The following is a 22,691-nucleotide window of genomic DNA, read 5'->3' on the forward strand; positions in this document are numbered from 1 at the left end:
CACAAGCGACTCGCCGGATACGTCTACCTGCGAGCGCTGCGCACGGGCTCGCGCGCGCTAAGCCTCCAGCGCGGCTCGCTTCTGGACACGATCCTGCAGCTCGGCGGCGACGGATCCGCCGAGATGTGGAGCGACACCCTCGGCAAGCTCGGCACTCTCGACCCAGCCGTCGGCGATATTCCGCAACTCAAAGAGGTTCGTGAGGATCTTCGCCAGCGGCTCGGGCGCTTCGTGAACATGGCTCCGGGCGATGATTCTGCGGCCTTCTTCGCCTCAGACCTGACCCGCCAGCACCTTCGCGAAGTCGTGCGGCTCTTCGTCGCGACGCAACCGAGCGACCACCTCGTGCCGTATGCCAAACAAGGCACCGGCTCGATCAATCTGCTGGTCTTTGCCCTGCTCACGATTATTGCCGATCTCAAAGGCACGCAGTCCGTCATCTTCGCGATGGAGGAGCCGGAGATCGCGCTGCCTCCGCACACCCAACGCCGCGTCACGAGGTACGTCCTGAGTGAGATGGGTCAATCGATTGTCACCTCCCACTCTGCTCCGGTCATCGAGCAGTTCGAGCCCGACAGCATCGTCATGCTGCACCGGGACGGCGCGAAGTTGATCGGCACGCCGATCGATCCTGCCAAGGTGAAGCGCAAGACTTACCTGACGAACAAGCGACAGTTCGCTGAAGCCGTGCTTGCGCGCGGCGTGCTCGTCGTCGAAGGGTCTACGGAGGCGGTCGTCTTCCCTGCTGTGTCGGCTGTTCTCGAACGGGTACGCGCTGACTACACGCACCTCGACTTCTCCGGCGTCTCAATGTTCACCGCCCCGGGCGACGGCTCCATCGCCAAGTTCGGTCCTATCTTCAAAGCGCTCGGCAAGAAGACCTGGGGTGTCTGCGACAAGCCGAACGGACCGTTGCCGCAGGACGTGCTTGACGACCGAGCCGAGTTCGACGAGTTCTGGGAGTCAGCGGAACTCGGCATCGAGGACGTGCTCGTGAAGGGCATTCCGGTCGAGACGCAGCGGCGCTTCCTCGAGGACGTATCCACCCGCGGCGACTACCCGACAACGAATCACCCGTTTGATCCAGCGATCGACGACGCGGACGTGCCGACGCTCGTCCGCAAAGTCCTCAAGGCGCGCAAGGGAGAGGCCTACGCCTACGCAGCGGTGCTGATCGAGCACTGCGAAACCGAGGTGGAGCTGCCCTCCGAGCTCGTCGACATACTGATCGCGATCGATGTCGACCTCCGAGGCGAGCCTGAAGTCGGCTTCGACCCCGAGACTGCCGTGCCGAACTCCGATCCCGAAGAGCCGGGACCGGAGGCCGATACGGAAGCCACTGCGCCCGAGGAACCGACTGAGACATGACGTTCCAGCTGAGCGAGCCCGCCCAGCAGGCCTTCGACCACGATGGCCGGATCATGGTGCTCGGCGGACCGGGCTCCGGCAAGACCACCTTGTCTCTCCTAAAGACGCAGCGTCTTATCCCGGCGCTCGAGGCGGGACAGAGCGTGCTCTTCCTGAGCTTCTCGCGGGCCGCGGTGCGTCAAGTGCTGAGTCGGACGAAGGACGTCCTGACGCGCGAGGAACGGTCGCGCATTGCCGTGCAGACCTACCACGCCTTCTGTATGGACATCTTGCGCGCCCATGGCCGCTTGCTCACCGGGACCGGAGCACGGATCCTCTTCCCTGATCGCGAGAAGGTCGCGAAAGCCAACTATGAGGGCGACTGGAATGAAGAGCGGAACCGCCTCGCTGAGGAGGAGGGGCTTTTCGCATTCGACAATTTCGCGAGTGGCGCGGGCGCGTTGATCGCGAAGGTGCCGAAGGTGGCTGAGCTCGTCGCCGACCGATTCCCGATCATCATCCTTGACGAGTTCCAAGACACGAGCGATTCGCAGTGGGAGCTAGTTCAGGCTCTCTCCGAGCGGAGCGAACTGATCATCCTGGCCGACCCGGATCAGCGCATCTTCGAGTACGACGACCGAGTCGACCCCGAGCGCCTGAACCATGTGCGCGCCGTGCTTTCGCCGGTCGAGTTCGATCTCGGCGGTGAGAATCATCGGAGCCCGGACGCCGGTATCCTGCAGTTCGCCGACGCAGTGCTGCACAACCGGGAGCTTCCGAAAACCGCCGACGTTCAGCAGATCGCGGTGTACGCCAGCCAACTGGAGATGATCACGCATGTAGCTTCGATATGGCTCTACCAGGAGCTGCGCAACTTGGGCATCAAGAAGCCGAGCATCGTCGTACTGGCTCGCACCAACGCCATGATTGCGGAGATCTCCAATTGGCTATCGAGGCCGCACACCTACAAGGGGCACGAGTACGCGCCCCTCGCCCACGACGTGCTCTGGGATGCCGAGGTCTCAGCAGCAGCCGCGCAGATCATCGCAGGCATGCTCGAGTGGCCGGACATGGAGCCTGCCGAGCGTGCGGCGATGACACTCGAAGCCGTCGCAGACTTCTTCGAAGTGAAGAGCGCAGCCGCGTCGGCTCCGATCAGGAGCGCCCTCACTCTCCGCGATCGGTACCGCACCAATGCGGCCAACCTCCGGGCTGGTCGGTCCGTGCGACCGCGGGGTGCGAAGCACATCGTCGAGCAGGCCGAACACGGCTTGCTCCTAGTAGGCGACCCTCGCAAGGATTGGGTCGCTGCGCGCAAGATCCTCGAGGGCGCGGACGGGCTGAACGAGATCGTGCAGGCTGCTCGGTTCATTCGTCTCTTCGGCGCCACCGACGAGATTGGTGGGCGTCTTGCGGATCAATGGGATCGGTCTGGCTCCTATGGGCGCGCGACCGACTTGGTGCGAAGAACACTCGATCAGCAGAAGCTCGCAACCGAGCAGCGAGATCCTCAAGGCTTTGTGCTGATGAATATGCATAAGTCGAAGGGCAAGGAGTTCGACGGGGTGGTCATCGTCGAAGGCTACCGACGAGCTGAGTTCTTCACCGAGCGCGAGGGTGCCCCGCATCTTCAGACGAGGCGACTGCTTCGGGTGGCGATTACTCGAGCGCGGCACAAAGTTCTATTCGTGAGGCCGTCCGGAATGCCAGGACTCGGCAGGTAGGTCTTCCCCGCACGTGCCATCCGTGAGCGAATCGAATACCCGGTCCGGCCTCGATCTGGACTGCTTCTCGCGCTCGGGACGTGGATCTCGCTCGGCGTCGCGGTCAGTGTGCCGGTGTTCGCAGCCTGCCCGGGATCGAGGATTGCACGACTGATCGAGGACACGCGTGGCCAGAGCTTGACAGTGTGACATTCAGCAGAATATCCTCATCGCATGCCGAATCTCACTCGCCAGCTCGTTCAGCAGCTAGACGATGCTGCCTTCGAGATGGGCGAAATCTATGCTGAGCGTGGCCACCTGGTAGAGAGCGCTGTCTCGCTCGACCCGGCGTTCACTCGGAACCGCCGCTCGCGCTCGTCGCTGACGCTTGACCTGATGTCCGAGGCTTTTCTCACGGCCACGTCACGCGTCGGTTTGTCACCCTTCCGCGGGACAGGTGGTTCCGTCGAGCTCCTCGCGGACATCCCAGGCGGACTGGCGAACGTGCGCCTCCGACGCGCCGAACGCCGAAGTGACGAGGAGTACTTCGTTCGCGCCAACAAGGCCTCAACCTTCGGCTTCGTGAACGAGCAGCTCATGATTCCGGATTATCCTTTCGTGTTCGGCTTCACGCTGGACGAGATGGAGCAGGCGGAGTTCTTCGTCGCCGAGGTAGTCAACGTGCTCGAAGGCAACCCCGGAGAACTCGTCCTCGGAACACCTCATCTGCTTGGTGGCGCAACTGCACCCAAGCCGAGCGCGTTCGATCCCGATACCGACTCGTGGCTGCCTGGCTTCGACGAAGGCGAGGCCGGCCAAGGAGCCGATACCGCATAGTCAACCGCCGATAGGAAGGAGCCCGAGATGCCATCCGCCAATACCTTGGGTGATCGACTGCGGCGACTGCGCCTAGCCTCAGGCTTGGGTCAGCAGGATCTGGCAGAACGCGCACGCATCGCCGCAGGCACGGTGTCGATGCTCGAACGTGGTCGAGCGTCAGTCGATAGTCGGACCATCGATGCGCTTGCGCAGGTGCTAGACGTAGACCCCGACTATTTTGCCCGCGCCGGGCTGGAGCCAAGATCATCGACGCCGCAGCTTCGCGCATACGCAGACGCCTCGCAGAAGACGGTTGACCGCGTCCAGAGCGACAGCGAGACCGCCGTGATCGCTATTCGTGAAATCGGCCTTCGGCTGGTGGACGACGCGCTCCTGCTGTACGACGGCGATCGAAACGACGAACTGGAGATCGAGAGGTTCGCCGAGGATGTTCGGTCTCAAGCGGGTCTTCCGGAAGGGGAACCCGTCGGGAACGCAATTCGAGCGGCCGAGCGCTTGGGATGCGTGGTCCTGCCCATGGACAGCGAGCTCGGCCGGCACATGGGAATGTCTCTTCGCGTCGACAATCTGCCGGTGCTTCGCGTGAGCCGGAGCTCGACAGATCCGGCTGATGCGATCCCGGGAGACCGGCAACGATTCACAGTCGCACACGAAATCGGACACCTTGTCCTGCACGCTGGGTTGGAAGCCCCTCTGGCCCCCACGGAAGCGAATCGACGTGAGCATGAGGCGCATCGATTTGCATCGGCTTTTCTTGCGCCCGGAGACGCGGTTCTCGATGACCTTCATCGGCTCGGCGGAAGAGTGACGCTGAGCACGCTCACTCGCATGAAGGAGAAGTGGGGCTACTCCATCAAGGCTTTTGTCGTGCGCTTCCGACAGCTAGGCGTCATCGACGACGACCACGCGCGCAGTCTCTACAAGCAGATCTCTGCGCGCCGATGGAACAAAGTTGAGCCGGTTGCCGTCGGCAACGAATCAGCCGTCTGGTTCTCGAAGGCTGCGGCTCAGATGGGATCTACCGCAGGCGCGTCCGCCATAAAGTCCATGAGTCTTCGGAGTGGTCTGGGCGAGGCATACTTCCATCGATGGATGGAATGGTCTCCTCGGCAAAGCAAGACTCAGGGGCTGGCGTCAGTCTCCAAGTTCACTCCGCGAAAGCCGACGCGGAGCGCGGAGCCTCAAGCAGACGCTTCGATCTCATTTCTCCCTTTCGCGCGCCGTTCATAGCGATCATCTACCCTTATGTCATTCGGGTGGCTCCAATCATGAACCCGAACCCGGACTAGGACATGCTCGCTCGGGCGTTCCTGGAGCAGGCGCAGTTCTTGCGCGAGGGGAAGAAGCAACCTCGCGCGGACGAACCATCTTCGCGATAGTCGCCGGGTTGCGGCCCAACATCTTGGCGATGTCCTTGATGTAGGCGCCGGAATCATAAAGCTTCCTCGCCCGCTGCCGCTCCGCGTCGGTGATAGTGCGGCGGAGCGTGACGCCGGCCTTGACGAGGTGCGTCGTAACTGTCTGGCGGTGGATGCCGTGCGTCTCCGCAATGGCGTAAACACTGAGTCCGGAACGGTAGTCCGAGATGACCAGTTCAAGGAGCGCCGGGGTCATCTGCTGGAGGGAGCGTGTCCCGGCTATGTGCTCACGAACAGAACCCTGCAGAACGCGCTGAATCTCGCCTCTTCGCAACGCGTCACGAAGCGCCAACAGGGGTCTCGAATTAATTGAAAGGGCTTCCGCTGGGGCCACACCGCACGCGGCGCCTCTCCATAGGGAGAGGCGCCGCGCACTTCTTGGTCGTCGGGATGTGCCGCCGCCGGGTTCATGGGAGCGCGGACGACGCGTCCGATTGGCGCTCGATTACTCGCGGCGCGGCAGTGTCCGGGGCATCTAGGCGGGCCGCGCCTTGTCGAAGCGTGCAATTGCTGGTTCCGATCTCAACGTCATGGCGATGTTGTCGGTGCCGTCGAGGAGACGCTGCTTTACGGACGGGTCGATCGAGAACATGATGGCGTGCTCGGAGCAGGTGATGGTCTGCTGTTCGAGGTCGACCGTTACCTGAGCCTCGAGTGTGGCCTCGAGCGCGTCCCAAAGGCCTCGGTTATCGTTCTCCGACACCTCGGCGGCGAGGAGGCCTTGCTTGCCAGAACTGCCTTGGAAGATGTCGGCGAAGCGGGAGCTGAGGATCGCCGCGGAACCCGTAGTCCCGCAATGCCCAGATGGCGTGTTCTCGAGTCGGAGTCGGAGTCGGAGTCGGAGTCGGAGTCGGAGCCGGAGCCGGCTCCGGGGATCGTGGCGTGCGCGTACCGTGCCTGCTTCAGGATGAAGTCCGTGTTCCGTCGCCAGGTATGGAAAAGGGTGTCGTCGTACCCTGCCTTGGTGGCGCGCTTCATGAACTGCGCGGGGACGATCTGGTCGGTGTCGACGCTGTTCGGCTTGAGCGGCATCGCGACCCCTGTGACCGTGGTGAACTTCTCCATGCCCACGGTGCCTTACAGGGCGACGCTGGGGTAGCCCTTCCCCAGCCAGTGCGACAGTCTCGAGGCGTATTCGCGTTGGAACGACAGTGGTCCGCTTTGGGCGATGTAGTCGTCGTCGTAGATGGCGATGAAGATCGTCAGGGTGAGGAAGAAGTGCGCTCCCATCTCGAATAGCGCGACGTAGTCGTGCGTTTCGAGGGCTACTCGTTCCTGGTCGGTGAATTCGAGCCAGCTGGTGGTTTCGACGCTGTTGTTCGTGCCGAGGCGGCGGCCGTAGTCGGCTTCCCAACGCTGGACGAGGGCGACGGGGCCGGCTTTGTACGCGGCGAGGAGGTCGGGGTCGCCGTCGACTTGGTAGAGGAACTTGTTGACGTAGTACCTGCTCATCGCGGGTCTCCTTCCGGGTACCAGGTCATGTACATCTCGCGAGTGTGGAAGAGGTCGAGTTCGTCGACGTAGGCGGCGTCGACGGGGCCGGCGATGCCGAGCATGAGGATCAGGTCCATGAAGCCGTGGGTGGCGTTGCCGACGCCCGACATGCTCTCGTGGGTGACGTTTTCGAGGATGGCGTCGATGTTGCCGGTGGAAAGCCATTCGATGGCCTGCTTGTCGAAGGCCGGGTCGGGGCCGGTCTCGCCGAACATGCGCGGTCCACCGAGCTCGAGGGAGAGGTGCCCGCTGCCGACGGCGGCGATCTTCTTTTCGGAGGGGTACTCGTCGATGATCGACCGGATGGCCCGGCCGAGGTCGTAGAACCGCTTCGGGCTCGGCAGGGGTGGTGCGAAGATGTTGGTGTAGATCGGCACCACGGGAAGATCCGCCTGCGGGCGGGTGGTGATGATGGGGCAGATGATCGAGTGGTCGATCTTCAGTTCGTGGCTGATAGAGAAGTCGAACCCCCGATCGAGCAAGCCTTGGAACATGAACCCGGAGAGGTCTTCGTGCCCTTCCAGGAGGTATTTCGGGATGCCGAACTCGCGCTCTTCGTTGTAGAAGGTGGCGTCGTACTTGGGCTGCTTGCCGATGAGGAACGTGGGGTAGTTGTCCGAGAAGAACTGATGGAAGTGGTCAGCGCCGACCATGACGAGGATGTCCGGGTCTGCGGCGGTGAGGGTCTCCCGGTACGCCTCGACCTTCCGCTTCCACTCGGCAGCCTGGGGGATGCGGTCCTCGGGTGCGGTCAGCTCGGTGGCTTTGAGGAAGAACGGGTGGTGCGTTGTCGCGAGGACCGCGGAGAGGTGCGCCATCGAAATCTCCAGTCTTTGTCGGTCGGGTCAGTGGTCAGTGTCGGTTGTGACGAATCGTGCGTTGCGGTCGACGGAGTAGTACACGTCCGGCCCGATGGGGGAGCGTTGCTCTTCGGCGATCTGCCCGATGAGGCCAGCGGTGCGGGCCAGTAGCGAGAAGCCGCGGAGCATCGACACCGGCAGGTGGAGATCGGCGAGGGCCGCGCCAGCGATGCCCGCACCGTTCAACGGAAGGGTACGGCCGAGGATCTCCGGGTGCACGCGGCCGAAGGCCTCGAACAGTCGCATGTGCGGGCCGCGCACGCCTTCTTCGGTGGCGATGCGGATCATCGCGGGAACACGTGGGTCACCGGACTTGTGTACGGGGTGTCCTAGACCGGGCACGAACGTGCCGGCGCCCTTGACGTCTTTCAAGACGGTGCGGGCGGTGTCGTCCCATTGCTCATCGGTCCACGAACTGCTGTCGCCGAGCCCGTCGACGATTCGATGAAGGAACGTGCCGGTGTCTTCGGTGACGCCGAGGAAGCGTGATCCGCCGCCGAGCAGGCCCGCCGCGATGGCACCTTGGATGGAGTCCGGCGCGCTGTAATAGGTGAGACGCGCGGCGATCGCGGTGGGGGTGAAGCCGTGGTCGGCGAGGGACACAAGCACGGCTTCGAACAAGCGCACCTCGCCGGCACTGGGACGTCGCTGCGCGACCATCCAGAATGCGAGTTCGCCGAAGCCGACGTTGCCCATGAGGTCGTCTGCGACATCGAGTCCCATGAGTTTGATGTTGTCAGCGTCTGAGGTGCCGAGAGAGGTCATGTACTCAGTCATGGGTGTTCTCCGGGGCGCTCAGCCAACTGCGGATCTCTTCGTTGTCTGCGCCGAGGGGCGGTGCGGGGGAGACGTACCGCGGCGGGGTGAGTGAGAACGCGATGGCGTTACGGATCATGGGGATAGCGGCCTCACCCTCGCCGACGTGCACGACAGGATTCAGTCCAAGCCGTTCCGCCAGAGCGACTCCACCGTCGATCGTGTTGATCGGTCCGCACGCAACACCTGCCTCGGTGAGGATGTCGAACCATTCCGCGATCGTGCGGGTGGACAGCGCCTCGATCAGGAGCGGGCGCAGCTCGCCGCGGTTGTGGTTCCGATCCTCGGTCGTGCGGAACCGTTCGTCGTCAGGCAGATCCGGGATGCCGAGCGCGGTGGCGAGCCTGCGGAATTGGGCGTCATTCGCGGCGACGATGACGATCTCGCCGTCCGAGGCGGGCAGCGGCTCGTACGGGAAGAGGCTGGGGTGGGCGTTACCCATCCGGAACGGGACCTTGCCGCCGGCGACGAAGGTGGAGCTGTGGTTCGCCATCGCGGCGAGGGCAGTGGAGAGCAAGTTCACCTCGATGTGCTGACCGAGCCCGGTGGTGTTGCGGTGGTTCAGCGCAGCGAGGATGCCGATGGTGGCCTGCATACCGGTCATGATGTCGAACACGGACAATCCGCTGCGGTACGCCTGCCCATCCGGGTCGCCGGTCAGGCTCATCAGTCCCGACGCCGCTTGAACGACGAGGTCGTAGCCGGGTAGCGCTGCGCCCCCCGCGGCACCGAAGCCGCTGATGGAGGCGTAGAGCACCGACGGGTTGGCTTGGCTGACCGTGTCGTAGTCGAGACCGAACTTCCGCAGGCCGCCGGGCTTGAAGTTCTCGATGACAATGTCTGCGCGCCGCGCGAGTTCCTGAGCGAGAGTTCGATCCTTTTCGTCGCCGAAGTCGAGCACAACGTCCCGCTTGTTGCGGTTGATGCCGAGGTAATACGTGGAGACCCCGTCGCGTTCGGGGGGTACCCATCCGCGGGTCTCGTCGCCATTGGGTGCCTCGACCTTGATCACTGCGGCGCCCAGGTCCGCCATGATCTGCGTGGCGAATGGGCCCGCGAGAACTCGGGAGAAGTCCGCGACGAGCAAACCGGAAAGCGGTCCCCGAGAGTCCGTGTCTTGCGCGTCGAGCGGCTTGAGCCTCGACGCGGCTTTGGAGCTGAGAGCGGACATTATTATCCTCACCTTTTCGGACAGGCGTCCGACTAGCGGACATGCCTATTTCAGTGCATCCGATGCAGAGCGTCAAGTAGACGCTTGGCTGTGGCGCTGAGAGCGATGAGCGTGACCAGACCACGACGCCGTGGCAAGGTCGCTGTAGATGATCCTCCACCGGCAGGTGGACTACACGAACGCGGGAGATTTCCATGCGACCTACCATCAGCAGCCCCGACTTCATCGAGGCGCTCGCCCGCGGGCTCGACGTCATCCGCGCCTTTGGCAACGTGCACCGACCCATGTCCTTGACGGAGGTTGCCGAGGCGGCTGCGCTTGCGCGCCCGACTGCACGCCGGGCGCTCATCACCCTGACCGAGCTGGGTTATGTCCGCACCGATTCCGGCACGTTCTCGCTCACGCCCCGCGTACTTGAGTTGGGCATGGCGTACGTGGCCTCCAGTGATGTCTGGGAGTTGACCCGTGGCCATTTGCGTGACCTCGTCCACGCGACCAATGAGTCCTGCTCGATTGCTCAGCTCGATGGGTCCGACATCGTGTACGTCTCGCGCGTCGCCGTGCCCAAGCTGGTAACCCTTTCCGTGACCATCGGCACACGTTTCCCGGCTGCGGTGACCTCGCTCGGCAAGGTACTTCTCGCATCCCTGAGCACCGACGAGCTGGAGAAGACGCTTGCCACACCGTCGCGTTCCGGCATCCACCCGCAGGTCGTCCTCGACCGGGAGGAACTGAATGTCGCTCTTCGGGACGTGCGAGCACGGGGCTGGGCGCTGACCGATCAGCAGCTCGCGCCCGCCGTGCGTTCAGTCGCCGCCCCCATCCGCAACGGCGAGGGAACGGTCGTGGCTGCTGTGAACGTCAATGCGCACGCCATGGAGACCTCGCTGAAAACCCTGGTCGACGACTATCTCCCGGAGTTGCTGCGGGCGGCAAGCGCCATCAGCGCCGATTGGGCGCTGTGGGATTCGCGCCCGCTGGAGACACTGCGTCCAGACGCGCAGCGAGGTGCTTCACTGCCCGCGTAACGCCCGTCCGGGAGCTGCGTATCCCCGCGCGGCGACGAATATGCGACCGATGAAGCACGTGAGAGTCCCTCATGAGCTTCTTGACACTCGCCTCTGCGTGTGTTGAGAATGTTCCCGACGAGCCTCTGGCCGCTAGGCGGACACTCGTACGGAGAAATGGACGCTGGGGTCCGCCCAATGAAGGGAATGCTCATGGAGAACTACGACGTCATCGTCGTCGGGTACGGACCGGTGGGGCAGATGGCCTCCGCCCTGCTGGGTCAGGCCGGTCATAAGACTGTGTCTGTCGAGCGGCACGCGCAGATGTACGGCCTGTCGCGAGCCGGTCACATCGACGACGAGATCATGCGGCTGCTGGACCGTGTCGGTGCGGGCGAGGAGTTCCGCGAGGATGCTGTGGAGTGGGAGCTCTACGACATGCGCAACAAGGCCTTCGGCGGCGATCTCCTGATGAGCTTCGACTGGTCAGTCATCGGGCCCCACGGGTACCGCTCGCACTGGATCTTCTACCAGAACAACCTCGAACTCGCCCTGAACCGACAGGTGGAGAACACGGGCAATGTCGAGGTTAATTTCAGCACGGAGTTGCTCCGCTTCGAGCAGGACGCCGATGGCGTGACCGCCTACGTGCGCCACCGCCAGAGCGGGCAGGAGAGTACCCTCCGTGCGAAGTACATGCTCGCCGCAGACGGTGCGAACAGCTTCGTCCGAAACACTCTCGGGATCGAGGCGAAGCAGGGTCAGGTCGGCCCCAACCAGCTCGTCATCGACACGCTGCAGAAACGGGACCTGAAGTTCGAGTTCGACAACGGCCAGTTCGCCGACCCCGAAGCGCCCGGCTGCCTTTTCCAGCTCGGCAAGCACCACCGCCGGTGGGAGTTCACTCTCGGGGAGGATGAGGATCCCAACGACTACACCATCGACACCGTGTGGGAGCGGCTCAAGCCGTGGGTCAGTCCCGAAGACGTCGAGGTGCTGCGTTGGCCGATCTATCGCTTCCGGGAATCCATGGCGCAGGAGTGGCGCCGCGACCGGATCTTCCTCATCGGCGACGCCGCCCACACCCTCTGGCCGTTCGCGGGTGAGGGTATGTGCAATGGTCTGCGGGACGCTGCATCCATCACCTGGCGCCTCGACCTGGTCCTCAAGGGAATCGCGTCCCCGCGGGTGTTCGATACCTACCAGGACGACCGGCAGCCGAACATGCAGGGGTGGACGGACTACTCCCGCGAGATCGGTCTGCCCTGCATCGTCATGGACAAGGAGGCTGCGGCGGGGCGCGACCAGTTCCTCTTCGCGGTGCAGCAGGACCCGTCGCTGATGCCTCCGGTGACGATTCCTCCCGGGCCCACGGCCTTCTCCCGCGAGGCCGACCCGACCGCGGGTCTCACGGCCGTGCAGGGTCAGGTCCGTGCGGGGGAGAGGCAGGGCCTTCTGGACGATGTCGCTGGCCGGGGCTTCCAGCTCATCACCACCTCGCAGGAGGTCGTCGAAGCGCTCACCGAGCAGGAGCGTGCGGCGCTGGAGCGCATCGGCGCGAGCATCATCGTGATCGGCGCTGCCGGCTCAGGCGCCCCGATCGAGGACGTCAACGGTACCTACCGCGACTGGTTCGAGTCGCTCGACCGAGTCGCTGTGATCGCCCGCCCGGACTACTACCTGTTCGGCTCGGCCACGGACCGTGATGACGTGCATCAGCTCCTCGGCTCGCTCAGCGACGCCCTCGGTGTCAAGGTTCCCGCCTAAGGAGATTCCCGGATGCCAGAGCAGGACCACACTCCACCGTGGAAAGCCGAGGCGGAGGCGCATAAGCGTGCCATGCCCTTGCAACGGTTGACCGGCAACGGAATGGACTATGCCGACGTTGTCGAGCTGTACCGCCTCGTCGACGATGGCACACCCTGGTCCGACGCCGCGGAACACCTCGGAGACATCGGTCTCGCTCGAGCTACGGATGCTATCGGGGCCGGCCACAGCGTCACCGCGATCAGTTGGTACCGCGCGGCCGCCGCGTGCTATCGCGTCGGGCAGGTGCCGCTGCCTGACGACCGTGAGCAGAAGCGGCGAATGTACCGGAAGCTGATCGACAGTTATGGTGCCGCCGGCTCGCTGGAGGATCCACCCGTTGAGCACGTCGAGATCCCCTGGGGAGATGGAGCCCTCTGCGGCTGGCTCCTGCGTCCCCCGGGGGTTGCTGCCCCGCCGACCGTGATCGTTATGGGTGGGTTCGACGGGTGGAGGGAGGAGTATCACGTTGGTGCCACCTATCTCCGAGATCGCGGACTCGCGGTACTGCTCGTCGACGGGCCCGGGCAGGGCGAGACGCGACTCTTTCAGGGAATCACCATGGATCACACCGTCGACGCCGCCTTCTCCGCAATGATCGACTACCTCATCGCAGACAACCGTGTAGGGGACACCGTCGCCATCTGGGGCAACAGCATGGGGGGATTTCTCGCCGCGCTCGTGGCCAGTCGCGACTCGCGCGTGGCGGCATGCGTCGTCAACGGGGGCACGAACCGCCCGGCCGAGATCCTGGACCGCTTCCACCGCTTCACCTCCAAGATCCAACCCCTCCTCGGTATCGACAACCCCGAGGCGGCCTCTGCCGCAATGAACGAGTACGTCCTCACCCCCGACGAACTGCGGCACCTCACAAGTCCGCTGCTGCTACTGCACGGCACCCCCGACCGGGTGTTCCTCATCGAGAACGCCCGCACGCTTTTCGATCAGGCGGGCACGGGCGACAAGACATTCCTCGAGTGGGCCGATGGTGACCACTGCATCTATAACCACTCGCACGAGAAGCATGTGCTGGTCGCCGACTGGCTCGCCGACCGCCTCGCACGCGCCGCCCGCTGAACTCCCGGAAAGCTCGGCATCGCCGACATCGCGATGGAGTACGGCGGCAAGGACAACGACCTCGACGCCACGCTCCAGCTCTCCAGCGCGAGCGTGCTGCCGAGCTTCATGCTCACGAGCGACACCGTCAAGAACGGCAATCTTCACCCTCAGGCCCGACCTCGTGACGCAGGCCGTCACCTCTCTCGGCGCCGCAGGCATCACCGCCGACGCCTCGCAGTTCGACACGTCGCTGCTGAGCGAGCTGTACGCCGAGAGTCCGGACCTCATGTCGGGCTTCAGCGTCCCCGCAGCGGCGACAGCGACGGATGCCGGGGCGGCCCGAGCTCGCCCGGCGTCCTTCCCCCCTCTCCCCGAGGGGCGTGCATCCGCCTTCCGCAGAGCGCGTAAGATGTATGCATCTGAATCCAACTTGGAGGCATCACCCGCATGACCACGTACAACGTCGGCATCATCATCGGCAGCATCTCGTCGACCTCGATCAACCGTCGCCTCGCGAACGCTCTGGTTCGCCTTGCGCCGCAGGCCGACCTCACCCTCACCGAGCTGCCCATCGCCGCTCTGCCGTTCTACTCCGCCGACAACGACGGTGCCATCCCCGCCGAGGCCGCCGCGTTCAAGTCCTCGATCGAGTCGTCGGACGCCGTCATCATCGTGACCCCCGAGTACAACCGCTCAGTGCCCGGCGTGCTGAAGAACGCGCTCGACACGGCGAGCCGTCCGTGGGGACAGAACAGCTTCGCCGGCAAGCCGTCGGCCGTCATCGGCGCCTCCATCGGCGCGATCGGCACCGCGGTCGCCCAGCAGCACCTGCGCTCGATCCTGTCGTTCCTCGCCTCGCCCGAGCTGTCGCAGCCCGAGGCGTACATCCACCTGCGCGACGGTCTCATCACCGATGACGGCGAGGTCACCGACGAGTCGACCGCCGAGTTCCTCGTCTCGTGGCTGAAGGCCGTGCACACCCACGTCGCGAAGTCGCTCAGCTCCGCCGAGTGATCATCGCCGCTCGCTGAAGGGGTGCCCGCCGTCCGGCGGGCACCCCTTCGTCTGCAACCGGCAACCAGAGGCGGCGCGTCAGGCACCGTCCCGCGTGCGCAGGAGCTGCAGCTCCCAATCGGCGGGTAGGCGATCGGCGGGGCCGGGCACCGGCTGATCCAGCGGGTGGCTCGTCGGGGGCGCGAGCGAGGGACCGATCACCGCCGTCTGTGCGCGGTAGTCCCACCACCAGCTCTCGCCCGGCTCGTAGCTCTGCACGTAGCGGTGGCCGGAGTCCGCCGCGTGCGCCGATGCGTGGCGATGCGGCGACGAGTCGCAGCAGCCCACGTGACCACACCCGGCGCAGCGGCGCAGATGCAGCCACCATCCGCCGCCCGCCTTGCAGTCGGCGCAGCCGTCGCCGCTGGGTGCGGCACTCACATCGATCTGCGGCATCCGTCGACCCCCTCCACGCGGGCGAGCCCGACCACTCTTCAGCCGATCTCGGCGATCGCGTCGGTGATCACCCGCGCCACCTCGACGGGGTGGGTCTGCATCACGAGATGCGGTGCATCCAGTTCCACGACCTTTCTCAGTCCCGCGCGCTGGTATCCGAAGCGCTCGACGTCGGGGTTGATGGTGCGATCCGCCGCCGACACGATTCCCCAGGCCGGCTTCGTCTTCCATGCCGCCGCCGGCGCACCCTCGCCGAACGCCAGCGCCGCCAGGGGTCGCTGCGAGGCGGCGAGCACCTGTGCGTGCGCCAGGGCGACGCCGTGGGCGAACACCTCCGGGAAGGCATCCACCTCGACCGTCACGTCCGTGCCCGGCTCGCCGCCGTCGACGGGGAACGGCGTGTACACCAGGTGCTGGGCGAGGTCGGAGTCGGGAAAGCCACCCTGCAGCTCTCCGAGGCTCTCACTCTCCGTGAGTGCGTATCCGGAGACGTAGACCAGTCCGACGACGTTCTCGGCCATGCCCGCGACCGTGATGACCGCCCCGCCATACGAATGACCGGCCAGCAGCACGGGGCCGTCGATCTGCTCGACGACGGAGCGGATGTAGGCGGAGTCGCCGATGAGGCTGCGATTGGGGACGGCGGGAACGCGGACGCGCATTCCCTGATCGAGCAGGGCGCGGGTGACGGGGGCCCAGCTGGCCGCGTCGGCGAATGCGCCGTGGATGAGGACGATGGTCGGTGTCTCGGTCATGGCCGGCTCCCTCTCTGCGCGGGGCGTCGACCCGATGCCGATCCGCTCCCGCCCGGCCACCGTAGGCAGCCGTGGCCGCAGCGAGGCAGGGCCGACTGTCGAAAAGGCGGCTCGACATCTGTCGAGCGCCTGCGCGGGCGTGTCGGCGCCGGGCGGGGGACAATGGCACGTGCCGCGTCGCGCGAGAAGGGAGACACCGTGCCCGCTGCACGTCGTCGCATCGGTTTCCTGCTCTTCGACGGCGTGAAGGCGCTCGATGTGATCGGTCCGGCGGAGGTTTTCGCCGAGGCCAATCTGACCGCCGACACGTACGATCTCGTCTTCCTCTCCGCGTCGGGCGCAGATGTCATGACGAGCATGGGTCTCGCCTTCGGCGTCCACGCTGCGGCATCCGACAGCGGTCCCCTCGACACGATCGTCGTCCCCGGGAGCGAGTGGGCGCCGGACGTCTTCGACGACGCCGAGCTGCGCGCCGCCATCGTCCTGCTGTCGCGTCGGGCGCGTCGCGTCGCGTCGATCTGCAGCGGCGCCTTCGGCCTCGCCGCCGTGGGTCTGCTCGACGGCGGCCCCGCGACCACGCACTGGAAGTTCGCGGACGAGCTGGCTCGTCGACACCCGGCCGTGCGCGTGGATGCCGAACACCTCTTCACGCGGCAGGGTGAGGTCTTCACGTCCGCCGGCGTCGCCGCCGGCATCGACCTCGCGCTGTGTCTCGTGGAAGACGACCTGGGCGCGGACGTCGCCCGCACGGTGGCGCAGGGCCTTCTGGTCTACATGCGCAGAGCCGGCGGTCAGGCGCAGTTCTCGGCACCGCTGCGCGCCCGCACGCCGCGCACGTCGCTGGGCGCCGCCATCGCGGCGTATGTCGCCGAGAACCCGACGCGCCCGCTGACGGTGGGCGAGCTGGCCGCGCACGTCAACGTCAGCACGCGGCACGTGACCCGCGTCATCCGTGACGAGCTGGGCGCGACGGCCGCCTCCTACGTCGCCGCGGTGCGCCTGTCGATCGCCGTCGGACTGCTCGAGTCCGGGGCGGCGGTCACCGAAGCTGCGGCGTCGGCCGGGTTTCCCTCCGTCGTGGCGCTTCGGCGCGCCTTCGCGGCGCAGTACCGCATGACGCCCTCCGAGTATCAGCGCCGGTTCCGCCGCACCGCATCGGTCTAGACCGCTGCCTCAGGACGCGATCTCCTCGGCATCCGCATCATCGTCGACGCAGATCGGGTCGAGCTCCGCGGCCACCGCCACGGCCTGCGCTGGGTCACCGTCCGCGGGCGCCCTGTTCGCGTCGCGCACCAGATCCGCCAGCGCGGCGACACCGGGTGTCTGCGGCTCAGCGAAGAAGAGGGTCATCGTCCACCCCGCCGCCCCGGCGAGCGTGAGCGACTCGGCACGCAGCGTCACCCAACCGTGTGCGTCGATGTACACCATCGGCCACGCGTTGAACTGCGGCCCGACACCGCATGCGCCCCAGATGCGCCGAAACCGGTCGTCGGTGCGGCCGAGCGCTGCGACGATCTGGCGGAGCCTCGCATCGCGTGGATCCGCGTGGTATCTGAGCGATGCGACGAGGGCGCGCGCCGTGCGCTCCCAGTGCGCTTCGGAGTGCGGGTCGGGATAGTGGGCGAACACCGACATCACGAGGTTCATGCCGGGACGCAGTCCACCCGGTGCCAGGAGGAGACCGGGCCGGTTGACCGCGACGACGTCCATCGTCGCATTCGAGATGTAGGCGGGCGTATCACGGTGCAGGCGCAGCAGGTCGAGAGCACCCGACGGCATCTGGCCGGTCGTCGCCGGTTCGGCATGTCCGGCTGCCAGCGCGGCCATGCGCCGCAGATGCTCGTCTCCGTAGTGGTCGAGCCGCAGCGCGCGGCTGAGCGCGGAGAGCACCTGCTGGGACGGCTGGTGGCCGCGCCCCTGCTCCAAGCGCAGGTAGTAGTCCGCACTGATGCCGGCGAGTTCGGCGACCTCCGTGCGTCGCAGGCCGGCCACCCGTCGCCCCCGCTCTGCGGCCAGACCGACGCTCTCGGGGCTCAGCGATTCGCGACGGTCGCGCAGAAACTCGGCGAGGGGGTTGCGCGTGCCGTCCATCGTTCTCCTCGGGGTTTTGGAGAGGGCATTCCAATTGTGGATCCCGCGTCGCCCTGAGCGTGGGGCGCAAACGGACAGGAATGCGCCGGATCCGGACCGATCCGTGAGTCGTCCACCCGCCGACGGAGTACGTTCGACACCGTGGGTCGACCCCGGCGATATGACGAGAACGAGCTCCTGGATGCCGCGCAGGAGCTCTTCTGGACGCGCGGATACGATCGCACCTCCGTCGAGGACATCGCTGCGGCATCCGGTGTCGCCACCAGCAGCCTGTATGCGACGCACGGCTCCAAGCGCGACCTTTTCCTTCAGGTCTTCCGGCGGTACTGCGCAGGCCGCGTCGATGTCGTGGCGGATGCCGTGTCGGACAGCACCGATGACGGAGACGAGCTGCTCGCGATATTCCTGCGCCGCGTGGTCGACGACTGCGTCTCCTATCCCGACCGCCGCGGATGCCTCATGCTCACCAGCCTCACCGAACTGCGTGAGCGCTTCCCCGAAGTGGTCGAGATCTCCACCGTCACGATCGCGGCGATGGAGGAGGCCGTTGCGACCGCGCTGGCCCACACCGCCCATCGCGCCGGGCGCCGGCTGCACGCGCGCGACGTCGCCGCCCGCGCCGAGCAGGCGGTGCTGGCCTCGCAGGCCGTCATCCACCTCAGCCGGCTTCCCCTGCCGCGGCCCCGTCTGCTCGCGATGGGCGAGGCCCTCTTGAGGTCCTGACAGAATCCGTCAGACGTCGAAAGCCTCCGCCGGGCCTTCGCGGTAGATTCGCACCAGGAGGCGAGCATGGCAGAGTTCAGCAGAGGCTTCGGATCCCGCCGCCGCGAGTCGGATGCGCAGCTTCCGCCGGGGCAGTACCTCACGGCGGACTTCCCCGTGCTGTCGGCGGGTCCGACGCCGCGGATCGCGACCGAGGAGTGGGAGTTCTCGGTGGTCACCGAGACCGGACAGACGACATCGTGGTCGTGGGAGCAGCTGCAGGCGCTTCCGATCGAAGACATCCACACCGACATCCACTGCGTGACCCGGTGGTCCAAACTGGGCACCCGATGGCGCGGTGTGTCGCTCGACACGCTGCTGGAGGGGGTCGCGACGACGGCCGTCTCGGCGATGGCGCACTCCTATGGCGGCTACACGACCAACGTGCCGCTCGTCGATCTCCGCGGTGGACGCGCGTGGGTCGCCTTCGAGTTCGACGGCGCTCCTCTCGCACCCGAGCACGGCGGTCCCGCACGACTGCTCGTGCCCCACCTCTACTTCTGGAAGAGCGCGAAGTGGGTGCGCGGGCTCGTCCTGCAGGAACGCGACGATCCCGGCTTCTGGGAGCAGAACGGCTACAACCTCCACGGGGATCCGTGGCGGGAGGAACGCTACTGGTGAGCGCCTCGGCCTGGCTTCCGGCCCACGTGGCCGCGGTTGCCGCCCTCACCGCACATGCCCGTCGGATCACCCTGGACGTGCCCGCCTGGCCGGGCAATCTGCCGGGCCAGCACCTCGACGTGCGTCTGACCGCTGAGGACGGATACCAGGCAGAACGGTCGTACTCGATCGCAAGCATCGGAGATGGTCCGCTCGTCGAGCTCGCGGTCGACGAGGTGCCTGACGGCGAGGTGTCGCCCTACCTCGTCCGCGACGTCCAGCCGGGTGACTTCCTCGAGGTCAAGGGACCCCTCGGCGAGTACTTCGTCCGGCGTGAGGACGATCCCGCGCCCGTGCAGTTGATCGCGGGGGGATCGGGGGTCGTGCCCCTGCTGGCCATGGCTCGCGCGCGTGCCGTCGCCGACGGTGCGGCTCCGTTCCGCCTGCTCTGCTCGACCCGTTCGCCGGCCGACGCGATGTACGCCGACGAGATCTCCCGCCTTCCACCCGCCGCGTTCACGGTGTCGTGGGTCTACACACGCCAGCCGCCGCCCGGGTGGCCGCGAACGGCAGGCCGCGTCACCGATGTCGAACTGGCGCAGCTGTGTTGGCCGCCCGCGGAGCGCCCCGCCGTCTTCGTGTGCGGGCCGACGTCGTTCGTGGAGGCGGTCGCCGACGCGCTCGTTCGCATCGGGCACGAGCCGGCGCGGATTCGCACGGAGAGATTCGGAGGGTCATCATGACGACGGATGCCGTGGCGCACCCGACGCCCGTCGGGCGCCGCGTCGCTCGAGTCGACGGCAACGCACTGGCGGGGATGCTCTCCGGCGTGTTCGCCGACGACCCGACCTCGATCGTCGTCGTGTGCGGGCATTGCGCGCGCTCGGGACCGTTGGCCGAGGCCGTCGTGGAGCGCGACGAGCATGCCGCGATCGTGCGCTGTCGCGGGTGCTCCCGGACGCTCATGACGGTCGTGGCGCCGCCGTCGGGTCCGGCGATCAGGATCGCCGCCCTCGCCGAGCTGATCAGCCCGACTGTCGCCCGCTAAGCCGACGCGAGCTCGGGTCGGGCCTCCCACAGTCTCGCGGTCTTCAGCGCGAGGTGCAGAGTGCTGCGCTGCAGGCCGTCGGCCAGCGCTTCGCGCACCGCCGCGGGCATGTGCTCGAGGCGGTAGTAGAGCGTCGTGCGGTGGATGTGCAGCCGGGCACAGGTATCGGGTGCCCGGCCCGCCTCGTCAAGATAGGCCTCGATGGTCTGACGCTGTACCTCGTCACCGGCGGTCAGCAGCGCGTGCGCGGCGGGGGAGACCAACTGAAGCAGGCGCGGCGAGGCGGGGACGGACTGCACCAGCATCCATCCACCGAGATCTTCCGCCCGCGGCGCGAGTGCCTGCGGCATCGTGGCACGCAGACGCGCGGCATCCAGGGCCTGGCGGATCGTCGGCAACGGATCGTCGCGATCGGGCGGGCAGTCGGCGGTCGCGAGAGCAGACGGGCGCGCCGCGTGCGCACGCGTCTCGCGCTCGACGGCGGCGATGCAGGCCGCCATGTCGACCGTCGCGGGGGAGATCAGGACGACGGCGTCGTCGACGATGTCCACGAAGTCGGTCGGCGCGGGCAAGGCTGCGGCGAGGCGGCGCCCCAGCGCGATCTGTTCCACCTCGCCGGCGCCGTTCGCGAGCACGGCCCAGACGCGCAGCGGTTCATCGGGCGCGACGACCCATCGCCGGGAGCGGAGCTCCCACAGCGCATCGGTGCGCGCGGTGGCATCACCGGCGAGCAGGGCGGCGCAGACGCGCTCGCGTCGGCCGCCGTCGCCGCCGTGTGCGCGTGCCAGCAGATGGACGGCGGCGTCGACCACACCCCAGGCACGCGAATCCAGGTCGCCCGCCGAGCGACCGATGACGCGCAGGGTCAGTGATCCGACACCGACTGCAACATCGACGAACCGCGCACCGGCGACGGGCTCCGATACCGCCGCCGCCGGTTGTCGGTCGCCCGACGCGCTGCCGGTCAGGCGCACCCGCGCCCCCAACGATCGCGCCACCTGGTCGATCACCTCGATCGTCTTCATGCCCGTCTCCTCGCGTCGCCCCGGTGAGGCCACGGTAGGACCGGCACGACCTCGCGAGCGTGGCCCTTTCATGGCCACCACCGTGCGCGAGCGGCGCGGATGCCGTCAGCCGGCGTGTTCGCGGGCGCGCAGATCCTTGCGCAGGATCTTTCCGGACGTCGACTTGGGGATCGACTCGATGAACTCGACGCGGCGGATCTTCTTGTGCGGCGCGACGTTGTCGGCGACGAAGCCCATCACCTCCTCCGCGGTGAGCCCGGAGTCGGGCGCGGGCACGATGAACGCCTTCGGGATCTCCTGCTTGTCGTCGTCGAGCACGCCGATGACCGCGGCATCCATCACCTTCGGATGACCCAGCAGCAGCGCCTCCAGCTCGGCCGGTGCGATCTGGTAGCCCTTGTATTTGATGAGCTCCTTCACGCGGTCGACGATCGAGAAGTAGCCGCCGTCGTGGTAGACGGCGATGTCGCCGGTGTGGAGGAAGCCGTCGGCATCCAGGGTCTCGGCCGTCGCCTCGGGCTTGTTGAGGTAGCCGAGCATGACGTTCGGGCCCTGCACCCACAGCTCGCCCGGACGGGTGCGCCCGTCGTCTTCGATCTCGGTGATCTCCTCGCCGGTCTCGGTGTCGACGAGCTTGCACACGATGTTCGGCAGGATCGTGCCCACCGAGCTCACCGGGATGTCATCGCGCGTATACGGCATGGCGTGGGAGACGGGGCTCAGCTCGCTCATGCCGTAGCCCTGCATCATGCGCGCGTTGATGCGGCGGGCGGCGATCTCGGCCGTCTCGCCGTCGAGCGGCGCGGCGCCGGAGAACACGGTGTGCACCGTGGAGATGTCGAACTGATCGACGATCGGATGCTTGGCGAGAGCCACCGCGATGGGCGGAGCGATGTACAGGTACGTGCACCCGTAGGTCTGGATGTTGGTGAGGAACTGCACGAGGTCGAACTTGGGCATGGTGACCAGGGTCGCCCGCTGCTTGAGCGCGAGATTGAGCAGCACCGTCATCCCGTAGATGTGGAAGAAGGGGAGCACCGCGAGCACGCGGTCGGTGTTCTTGAGATCGATGTTGATGCGACATTGCGCGACGTTCGCGACGAGGTTGCGGTGACTGAGCATGACGCCCTTGGGAATGCCGGTCGTCCCCGACGAGTAGGGCAGGACGGCCACGTGCGTCGCCGGGTAGAACGACACCTCCGGCGCGGCACGGCCCTCGCCGAGCAGGCTGCGCAGATCGGGATGCCCGTCGGCACCGTCGAGCACGACGAGTCGCTCGGCGGGGATGCCGACGGCCTCTGCCGCCTGCTGCGCGGCGCCCAACAGCGGGCTCACCGTGATGAGCCAGCTGGCCCCGGCGTCTCGCAGTTGCTTCTCGATCTCGCCGGCGGTGTACAGCGAGTTGATCGTCGTCACCGTCGCGCCGGCGCGAAAGATGCC

Annotated in this window: 23 protein-coding genes and 1 pseudogene; 13 read left to right on the forward strand and 11 right to left on the reverse strand. The window is 66.4% G+C overall.

The features are described from left to right. From I5I_RS14655 to I5I_RS16570, 4 genes are all read left to right on the forward strand, one after another. Nucleotides 1–1,368 (forward strand): ATP-dependent nuclease (locus I5I_RS14655; RefSeq protein ID WP_051039657.1); only part of this gene is annotated, 1,368 nt, incomplete at its 5' end. Then, nucleotides 1,365–3,071 (forward strand): UvrD-helicase domain-containing protein, encoded by a 1,707-nt coding sequence (locus tag I5I_RS14660; RefSeq protein WP_036321407.1) that lies wholly within the window; start codon nucleotides 1,365–1,367, stop codon nucleotides 3,069–3,071. The genes I5I_RS14655 and I5I_RS14660, both read left to right, overlap by 4 nt. Nucleotides 3,072–3,284: 213 nt before the next feature. Then, nucleotides 3,285–3,887, forward strand: a complete 603-nt coding sequence (locus tag I5I_RS14665) for a hypothetical protein (protein WP_036321410.1) — start codon at nucleotides 3,285–3,287, stop codon at nucleotides 3,885–3,887. A gap of 27 nt (nucleotides 3,888–3,914) precedes the next feature. After that, nucleotides 3,915–5,120 (forward strand): ImmA/IrrE family metallo-endopeptidase, encoded by a 1,206-nt coding sequence (locus I5I_RS16570; RefSeq protein ID WP_083868044.1) that lies wholly within the window; start codon nucleotides 3,915–3,917, stop codon nucleotides 5,118–5,120. A gap of 36 nt (nucleotides 5,121–5,156) precedes the next feature. Here the strand turns inward: I5I_RS16570 and I5I_RS16575 are convergent, their stop codons facing one another. From I5I_RS16575 to I5I_RS14695, 6 genes and pseudogenes are all read right to left on the reverse strand, one after another. After that, nucleotides 5,157–5,504 (reverse strand): helix-turn-helix domain-containing protein, encoded by a 348-nt coding sequence (locus I5I_RS16575; RefSeq protein ID WP_148285575.1) that lies wholly within the window; start codon nucleotides 5,502–5,504, stop codon nucleotides 5,157–5,159. A 279-nt stretch (nucleotides 5,505–5,783) separates the two neighbouring features. Further along, nucleotides 5,784–6,373 (reverse strand): annotated as a pseudogene (gene leuD / locus I5I_RS14675) (3-isopropylmalate dehydratase small subunit). A gap of 12 nt (nucleotides 6,374–6,385) precedes the next feature. Next, the gene (locus I5I_RS14680; protein ID WP_036321412.1) at nucleotides 6,386–6,760 is read right to left on the reverse strand and encodes a hypothetical protein; all 375 of its coding nucleotides are present in this window, start codon (nucleotides 6,758–6,760) and stop codon (nucleotides 6,386–6,388) included. Beyond that, on the reverse strand, nucleotides 6,757–7,620 hold the full coding sequence (locus I5I_RS14685; RefSeq protein ID WP_036321416.1) for an extradiol ring-cleavage dioxygenase: 864 nt from the start codon (nucleotides 7,618–7,620) through the stop codon (nucleotides 6,757–6,759). The genes I5I_RS14680 and I5I_RS14685 overlap by 4 nt, the downstream gene beginning before the upstream one ends. A gap of 27 nt (nucleotides 7,621–7,647) precedes the next feature. Continuing rightward, nucleotides 7,648–8,439, reverse strand: a complete 792-nt coding sequence (locus tag I5I_RS14690; RefSeq protein ID WP_036321419.1) for a citryl-CoA lyase — start codon at nucleotides 8,437–8,439, stop codon at nucleotides 7,648–7,650. Next, the gene (locus I5I_RS14695; protein WP_083868046.1) at nucleotides 8,432–9,649 is read right to left on the reverse strand and encodes a CaiB/BaiF CoA transferase family protein; all 1,218 of its coding nucleotides are present in this window, start codon (nucleotides 9,647–9,649) and stop codon (nucleotides 8,432–8,434) included. Before I5I_RS14695 ends, I5I_RS14690 begins: the two co-directional genes overlap by 8 nt. Before the next feature lie 194 nt (nucleotides 9,650–9,843). Here I5I_RS14695 and I5I_RS14700 point away from each other — a divergent pair, with 194 nt between their 5' ends. From I5I_RS14700 to I5I_RS14720, 4 genes are all read left to right on the forward strand, one after another. Next, the gene (locus tag I5I_RS14700) at nucleotides 9,844–10,677 is read left to right on the forward strand and encodes an IclR family transcriptional regulator domain-containing protein (RefSeq protein ID WP_036321421.1); all 834 of its coding nucleotides are present in this window, start codon (nucleotides 9,844–9,846) and stop codon (nucleotides 10,675–10,677) included. A gap of 192 nt (nucleotides 10,678–10,869) precedes the next feature. After that, the gene (locus I5I_RS14705; RefSeq protein WP_187289966.1) at nucleotides 10,870–12,423 is read left to right on the forward strand and encodes a bifunctional 3-(3-hydroxy-phenyl)propionate/3-hydroxycinnamic acid hydroxylase; all 1,554 of its coding nucleotides are present in this window, start codon (nucleotides 10,870–10,872) and stop codon (nucleotides 12,421–12,423) included. Nucleotides 12,424–12,435: 12 nt separating this feature from the next. Further along, complete coding sequence (locus tag I5I_RS14710; protein ID WP_051039659.1) at nucleotides 12,436–13,539, forward strand: alpha/beta hydrolase family protein; 1,104 nt, start codon at nucleotides 12,436–12,438, stop codon at nucleotides 13,537–13,539. Between the two features lie 429 nt (nucleotides 13,540–13,968). After that, nucleotides 13,969–14,535, forward strand: coding sequence for an NADPH-dependent FMN reductase (locus I5I_RS14720; RefSeq protein ID WP_036321432.1), 567 nt, complete (start codon nucleotides 13,969–13,971; stop codon nucleotides 14,533–14,535). 78 nt (nucleotides 14,536–14,613) lie between these two features. On the opposite strand, the gene I5I_RS14725 is transcribed toward I5I_RS14720, so the two are convergent. Together I5I_RS14725 and I5I_RS14730 are read right to left on the reverse strand one after the other, a co-directional pair. Beyond that, a complete protein-coding gene (locus tag I5I_RS14725) occupies nucleotides 14,614–14,970 on the reverse strand; it encodes a UBP-type zinc finger domain-containing protein (RefSeq protein ID WP_036321435.1) in 357 nt (118 codons plus the stop codon). Between the two features lie 38 nt (nucleotides 14,971–15,008). Continuing rightward, nucleotides 15,009–15,725 carry an alpha/beta fold hydrolase gene (locus tag I5I_RS14730; RefSeq protein ID WP_036321438.1) on the reverse strand — a complete coding sequence of 239 codons (717 nt, stop codon included), beginning with the start codon at nucleotides 15,723–15,725 and terminating at the stop codon, nucleotides 15,009–15,011. A gap of 198 nt (nucleotides 15,726–15,923) precedes the next feature. On the opposite strand from I5I_RS14730, the gene I5I_RS14735 reads away from it, so the two are divergent. Next, complete coding sequence (locus I5I_RS14735) at nucleotides 15,924–16,889, forward strand: GlxA family transcriptional regulator (protein WP_036321465.1); 966 nt, start codon at nucleotides 15,924–15,926, stop codon at nucleotides 16,887–16,889. A 9-nt stretch (nucleotides 16,890–16,898) separates the two neighbouring features. On the opposite strand, the gene I5I_RS14740 is transcribed toward I5I_RS14735, so the two are convergent. Beyond that, on the reverse strand, nucleotides 16,899–17,816 hold the full coding sequence (locus tag I5I_RS14740; protein WP_036321441.1) for a helix-turn-helix domain-containing protein: 918 nt from the start codon (nucleotides 17,814–17,816) through the stop codon (nucleotides 16,899–16,901). Nucleotides 17,817–17,957: 141 nt separating this feature from the next. Between I5I_RS14740 and I5I_RS14745 the strand changes: the two genes are divergently transcribed. The 4 genes from I5I_RS14745 to I5I_RS14760 all read left to right on the forward strand — a co-directional run bounded on the left by I5I_RS14745 (nucleotide 17,958) and on the right by I5I_RS14760 (nucleotide 20,226). Continuing rightward, a complete protein-coding gene (locus I5I_RS14745; protein ID WP_051039661.1) occupies nucleotides 17,958–18,539 on the forward strand; it encodes a TetR/AcrR family transcriptional regulator in 582 nt (193 codons plus the stop codon). A gap of 66 nt (nucleotides 18,540–18,605) precedes the next feature. After that, the gene (locus tag I5I_RS14750; protein WP_036321443.1) at nucleotides 18,606–19,199 is read left to right on the forward strand and encodes a sulfite oxidase-like oxidoreductase; all 594 of its coding nucleotides are present in this window, start codon (nucleotides 18,606–18,608) and stop codon (nucleotides 19,197–19,199) included. Then, entirely contained in the window at nucleotides 19,196–19,921 is a 726-nt protein-coding gene (locus I5I_RS14755; RefSeq protein ID WP_036321446.1) for an FAD-binding oxidoreductase, read from the forward strand. Before I5I_RS14750 ends, I5I_RS14755 begins: the two co-directional genes overlap by 4 nt. Next, the gene (locus tag I5I_RS14760; RefSeq protein ID WP_036321449.1) at nucleotides 19,918–20,226 is read left to right on the forward strand and encodes a DUF6510 family protein; all 309 of its coding nucleotides are present in this window, start codon (nucleotides 19,918–19,920) and stop codon (nucleotides 20,224–20,226) included. The genes I5I_RS14755 and I5I_RS14760 overlap by 4 nt, the downstream gene beginning before the upstream one ends. Here I5I_RS14760 and I5I_RS14765 read toward each other — a convergent pair. Together I5I_RS14765 and I5I_RS14770 are read right to left on the reverse strand one after the other, a co-directional pair. Next, nucleotides 20,223–21,251 (reverse strand): helix-turn-helix domain-containing protein, encoded by a 1,029-nt coding sequence (locus I5I_RS14765; RefSeq protein WP_036321451.1) that lies wholly within the window; start codon nucleotides 21,249–21,251, stop codon nucleotides 20,223–20,225. The two genes, I5I_RS14760 and I5I_RS14765, sit on opposite strands and share 4 nt — an antisense overlap. Nucleotides 21,252–21,356: 105 nt before the next feature. Beyond that, on the reverse strand, nucleotides 21,357–22,691 hold a 1,335-nt coding region (locus I5I_RS14770), incomplete at its 5' end, for an AMP-binding protein (RefSeq protein WP_036321455.1).

This window comes from Microbacterium sp. B24, from assembly GCF_000333415.1.
Taxonomy (GTDB): domain Bacteria; phylum Actinomycetota; class Actinomycetes; order Actinomycetales; family Microbacteriaceae; genus Microbacterium.

Bases quoted from the DNA above. Each gene is read 5' to 3' on its own strand.
- I5I_RS14660 (WP_036321407.1), top strand. From the start codon at position 1,365: ATGACGTTCCAGCTGAGCGAGCCCGCCCAGCAGGCCTTCGACCACGAT.
- I5I_RS14665 (WP_036321410.1), top strand. From the start codon at position 3,285: ATGCCGAATCTCACTCGCCAGCTCGTTCAGCAGCTAGACGATGCTGCC.
- I5I_RS16570 (WP_083868044.1), top strand. From the start codon at position 3,915: ATGCCATCCGCCAATACCTTGGGTGATCGACTGCGGCGACTGCGCCTA.
- I5I_RS16575 (WP_148285575.1), bottom strand. From the start codon at position 5,504: ATGACCCCGGCGCTCCTTGAACTGGTCATCTCGGACTACCGTTCCGGA.
- I5I_RS14680 (WP_036321412.1), bottom strand. From the start codon at position 6,760: ATGAGCAGGTACTACGTCAACAAGTTCCTCTACCAAGTCGACGGCGAC.
- I5I_RS14685 (WP_036321416.1), bottom strand. From the start codon at position 7,620: ATGGCGCACCTCTCCGCGGTCCTCGCGACAACGCACCACCCGTTCTTC.
- I5I_RS14690 (WP_036321419.1), bottom strand. From the start codon at position 8,439: ATGACTGAGTACATGACCTCTCTCGGCACCTCAGACGCTGACAACATC.
- I5I_RS14695 (WP_083868046.1), bottom strand. From the start codon at position 9,649: ATGTCCGCTCTCAGCTCCAAAGCCGCGTCGAGGCTCAAGCCGCTCGAC.
- I5I_RS14700 (WP_036321421.1), top strand. From the start codon at position 9,844: ATGCGACCTACCATCAGCAGCCCCGACTTCATCGAGGCGCTCGCCCGC.
- I5I_RS14705 (WP_187289966.1), top strand. From the start codon at position 10,870: ATGGAGAACTACGACGTCATCGTCGTCGGGTACGGACCGGTGGGGCAG.
- I5I_RS14710 (WP_051039659.1), top strand. From the start codon at position 12,436: ATGCCAGAGCAGGACCACACTCCACCGTGGAAAGCCGAGGCGGAGGCG.
- I5I_RS14720 (WP_036321432.1), top strand. From the start codon at position 13,969: ATGACCACGTACAACGTCGGCATCATCATCGGCAGCATCTCGTCGACC.
- I5I_RS14725 (WP_036321435.1), bottom strand. From the start codon at position 14,970: ATGCCGCAGATCGATGTGAGTGCCGCACCCAGCGGCGACGGCTGCGCC.
- I5I_RS14730 (WP_036321438.1), bottom strand. From the start codon at position 15,725: ATGACCGAGACACCGACCATCGTCCTCATCCACGGCGCATTCGCCGAC.
- I5I_RS14740 (WP_036321441.1), bottom strand. From the start codon at position 17,816: ATGGACGGCACGCGCAACCCCCTCGCCGAGTTTCTGCGCGACCGTCGC.
- I5I_RS14750 (WP_036321443.1), top strand. From the start codon at position 18,606: ATGGCAGAGTTCAGCAGAGGCTTCGGATCCCGCCGCCGCGAGTCGGAT.
- I5I_RS14760 (WP_036321449.1), top strand. From the start codon at position 19,918: ATGACGACGGATGCCGTGGCGCACCCGACGCCCGTCGGGCGCCGCGTC.
- I5I_RS14765 (WP_036321451.1), bottom strand. From the start codon at position 21,251: ATGAAGACGATCGAGGTGATCGACCAGGTGGCGCGATCGTTGGGGGCG.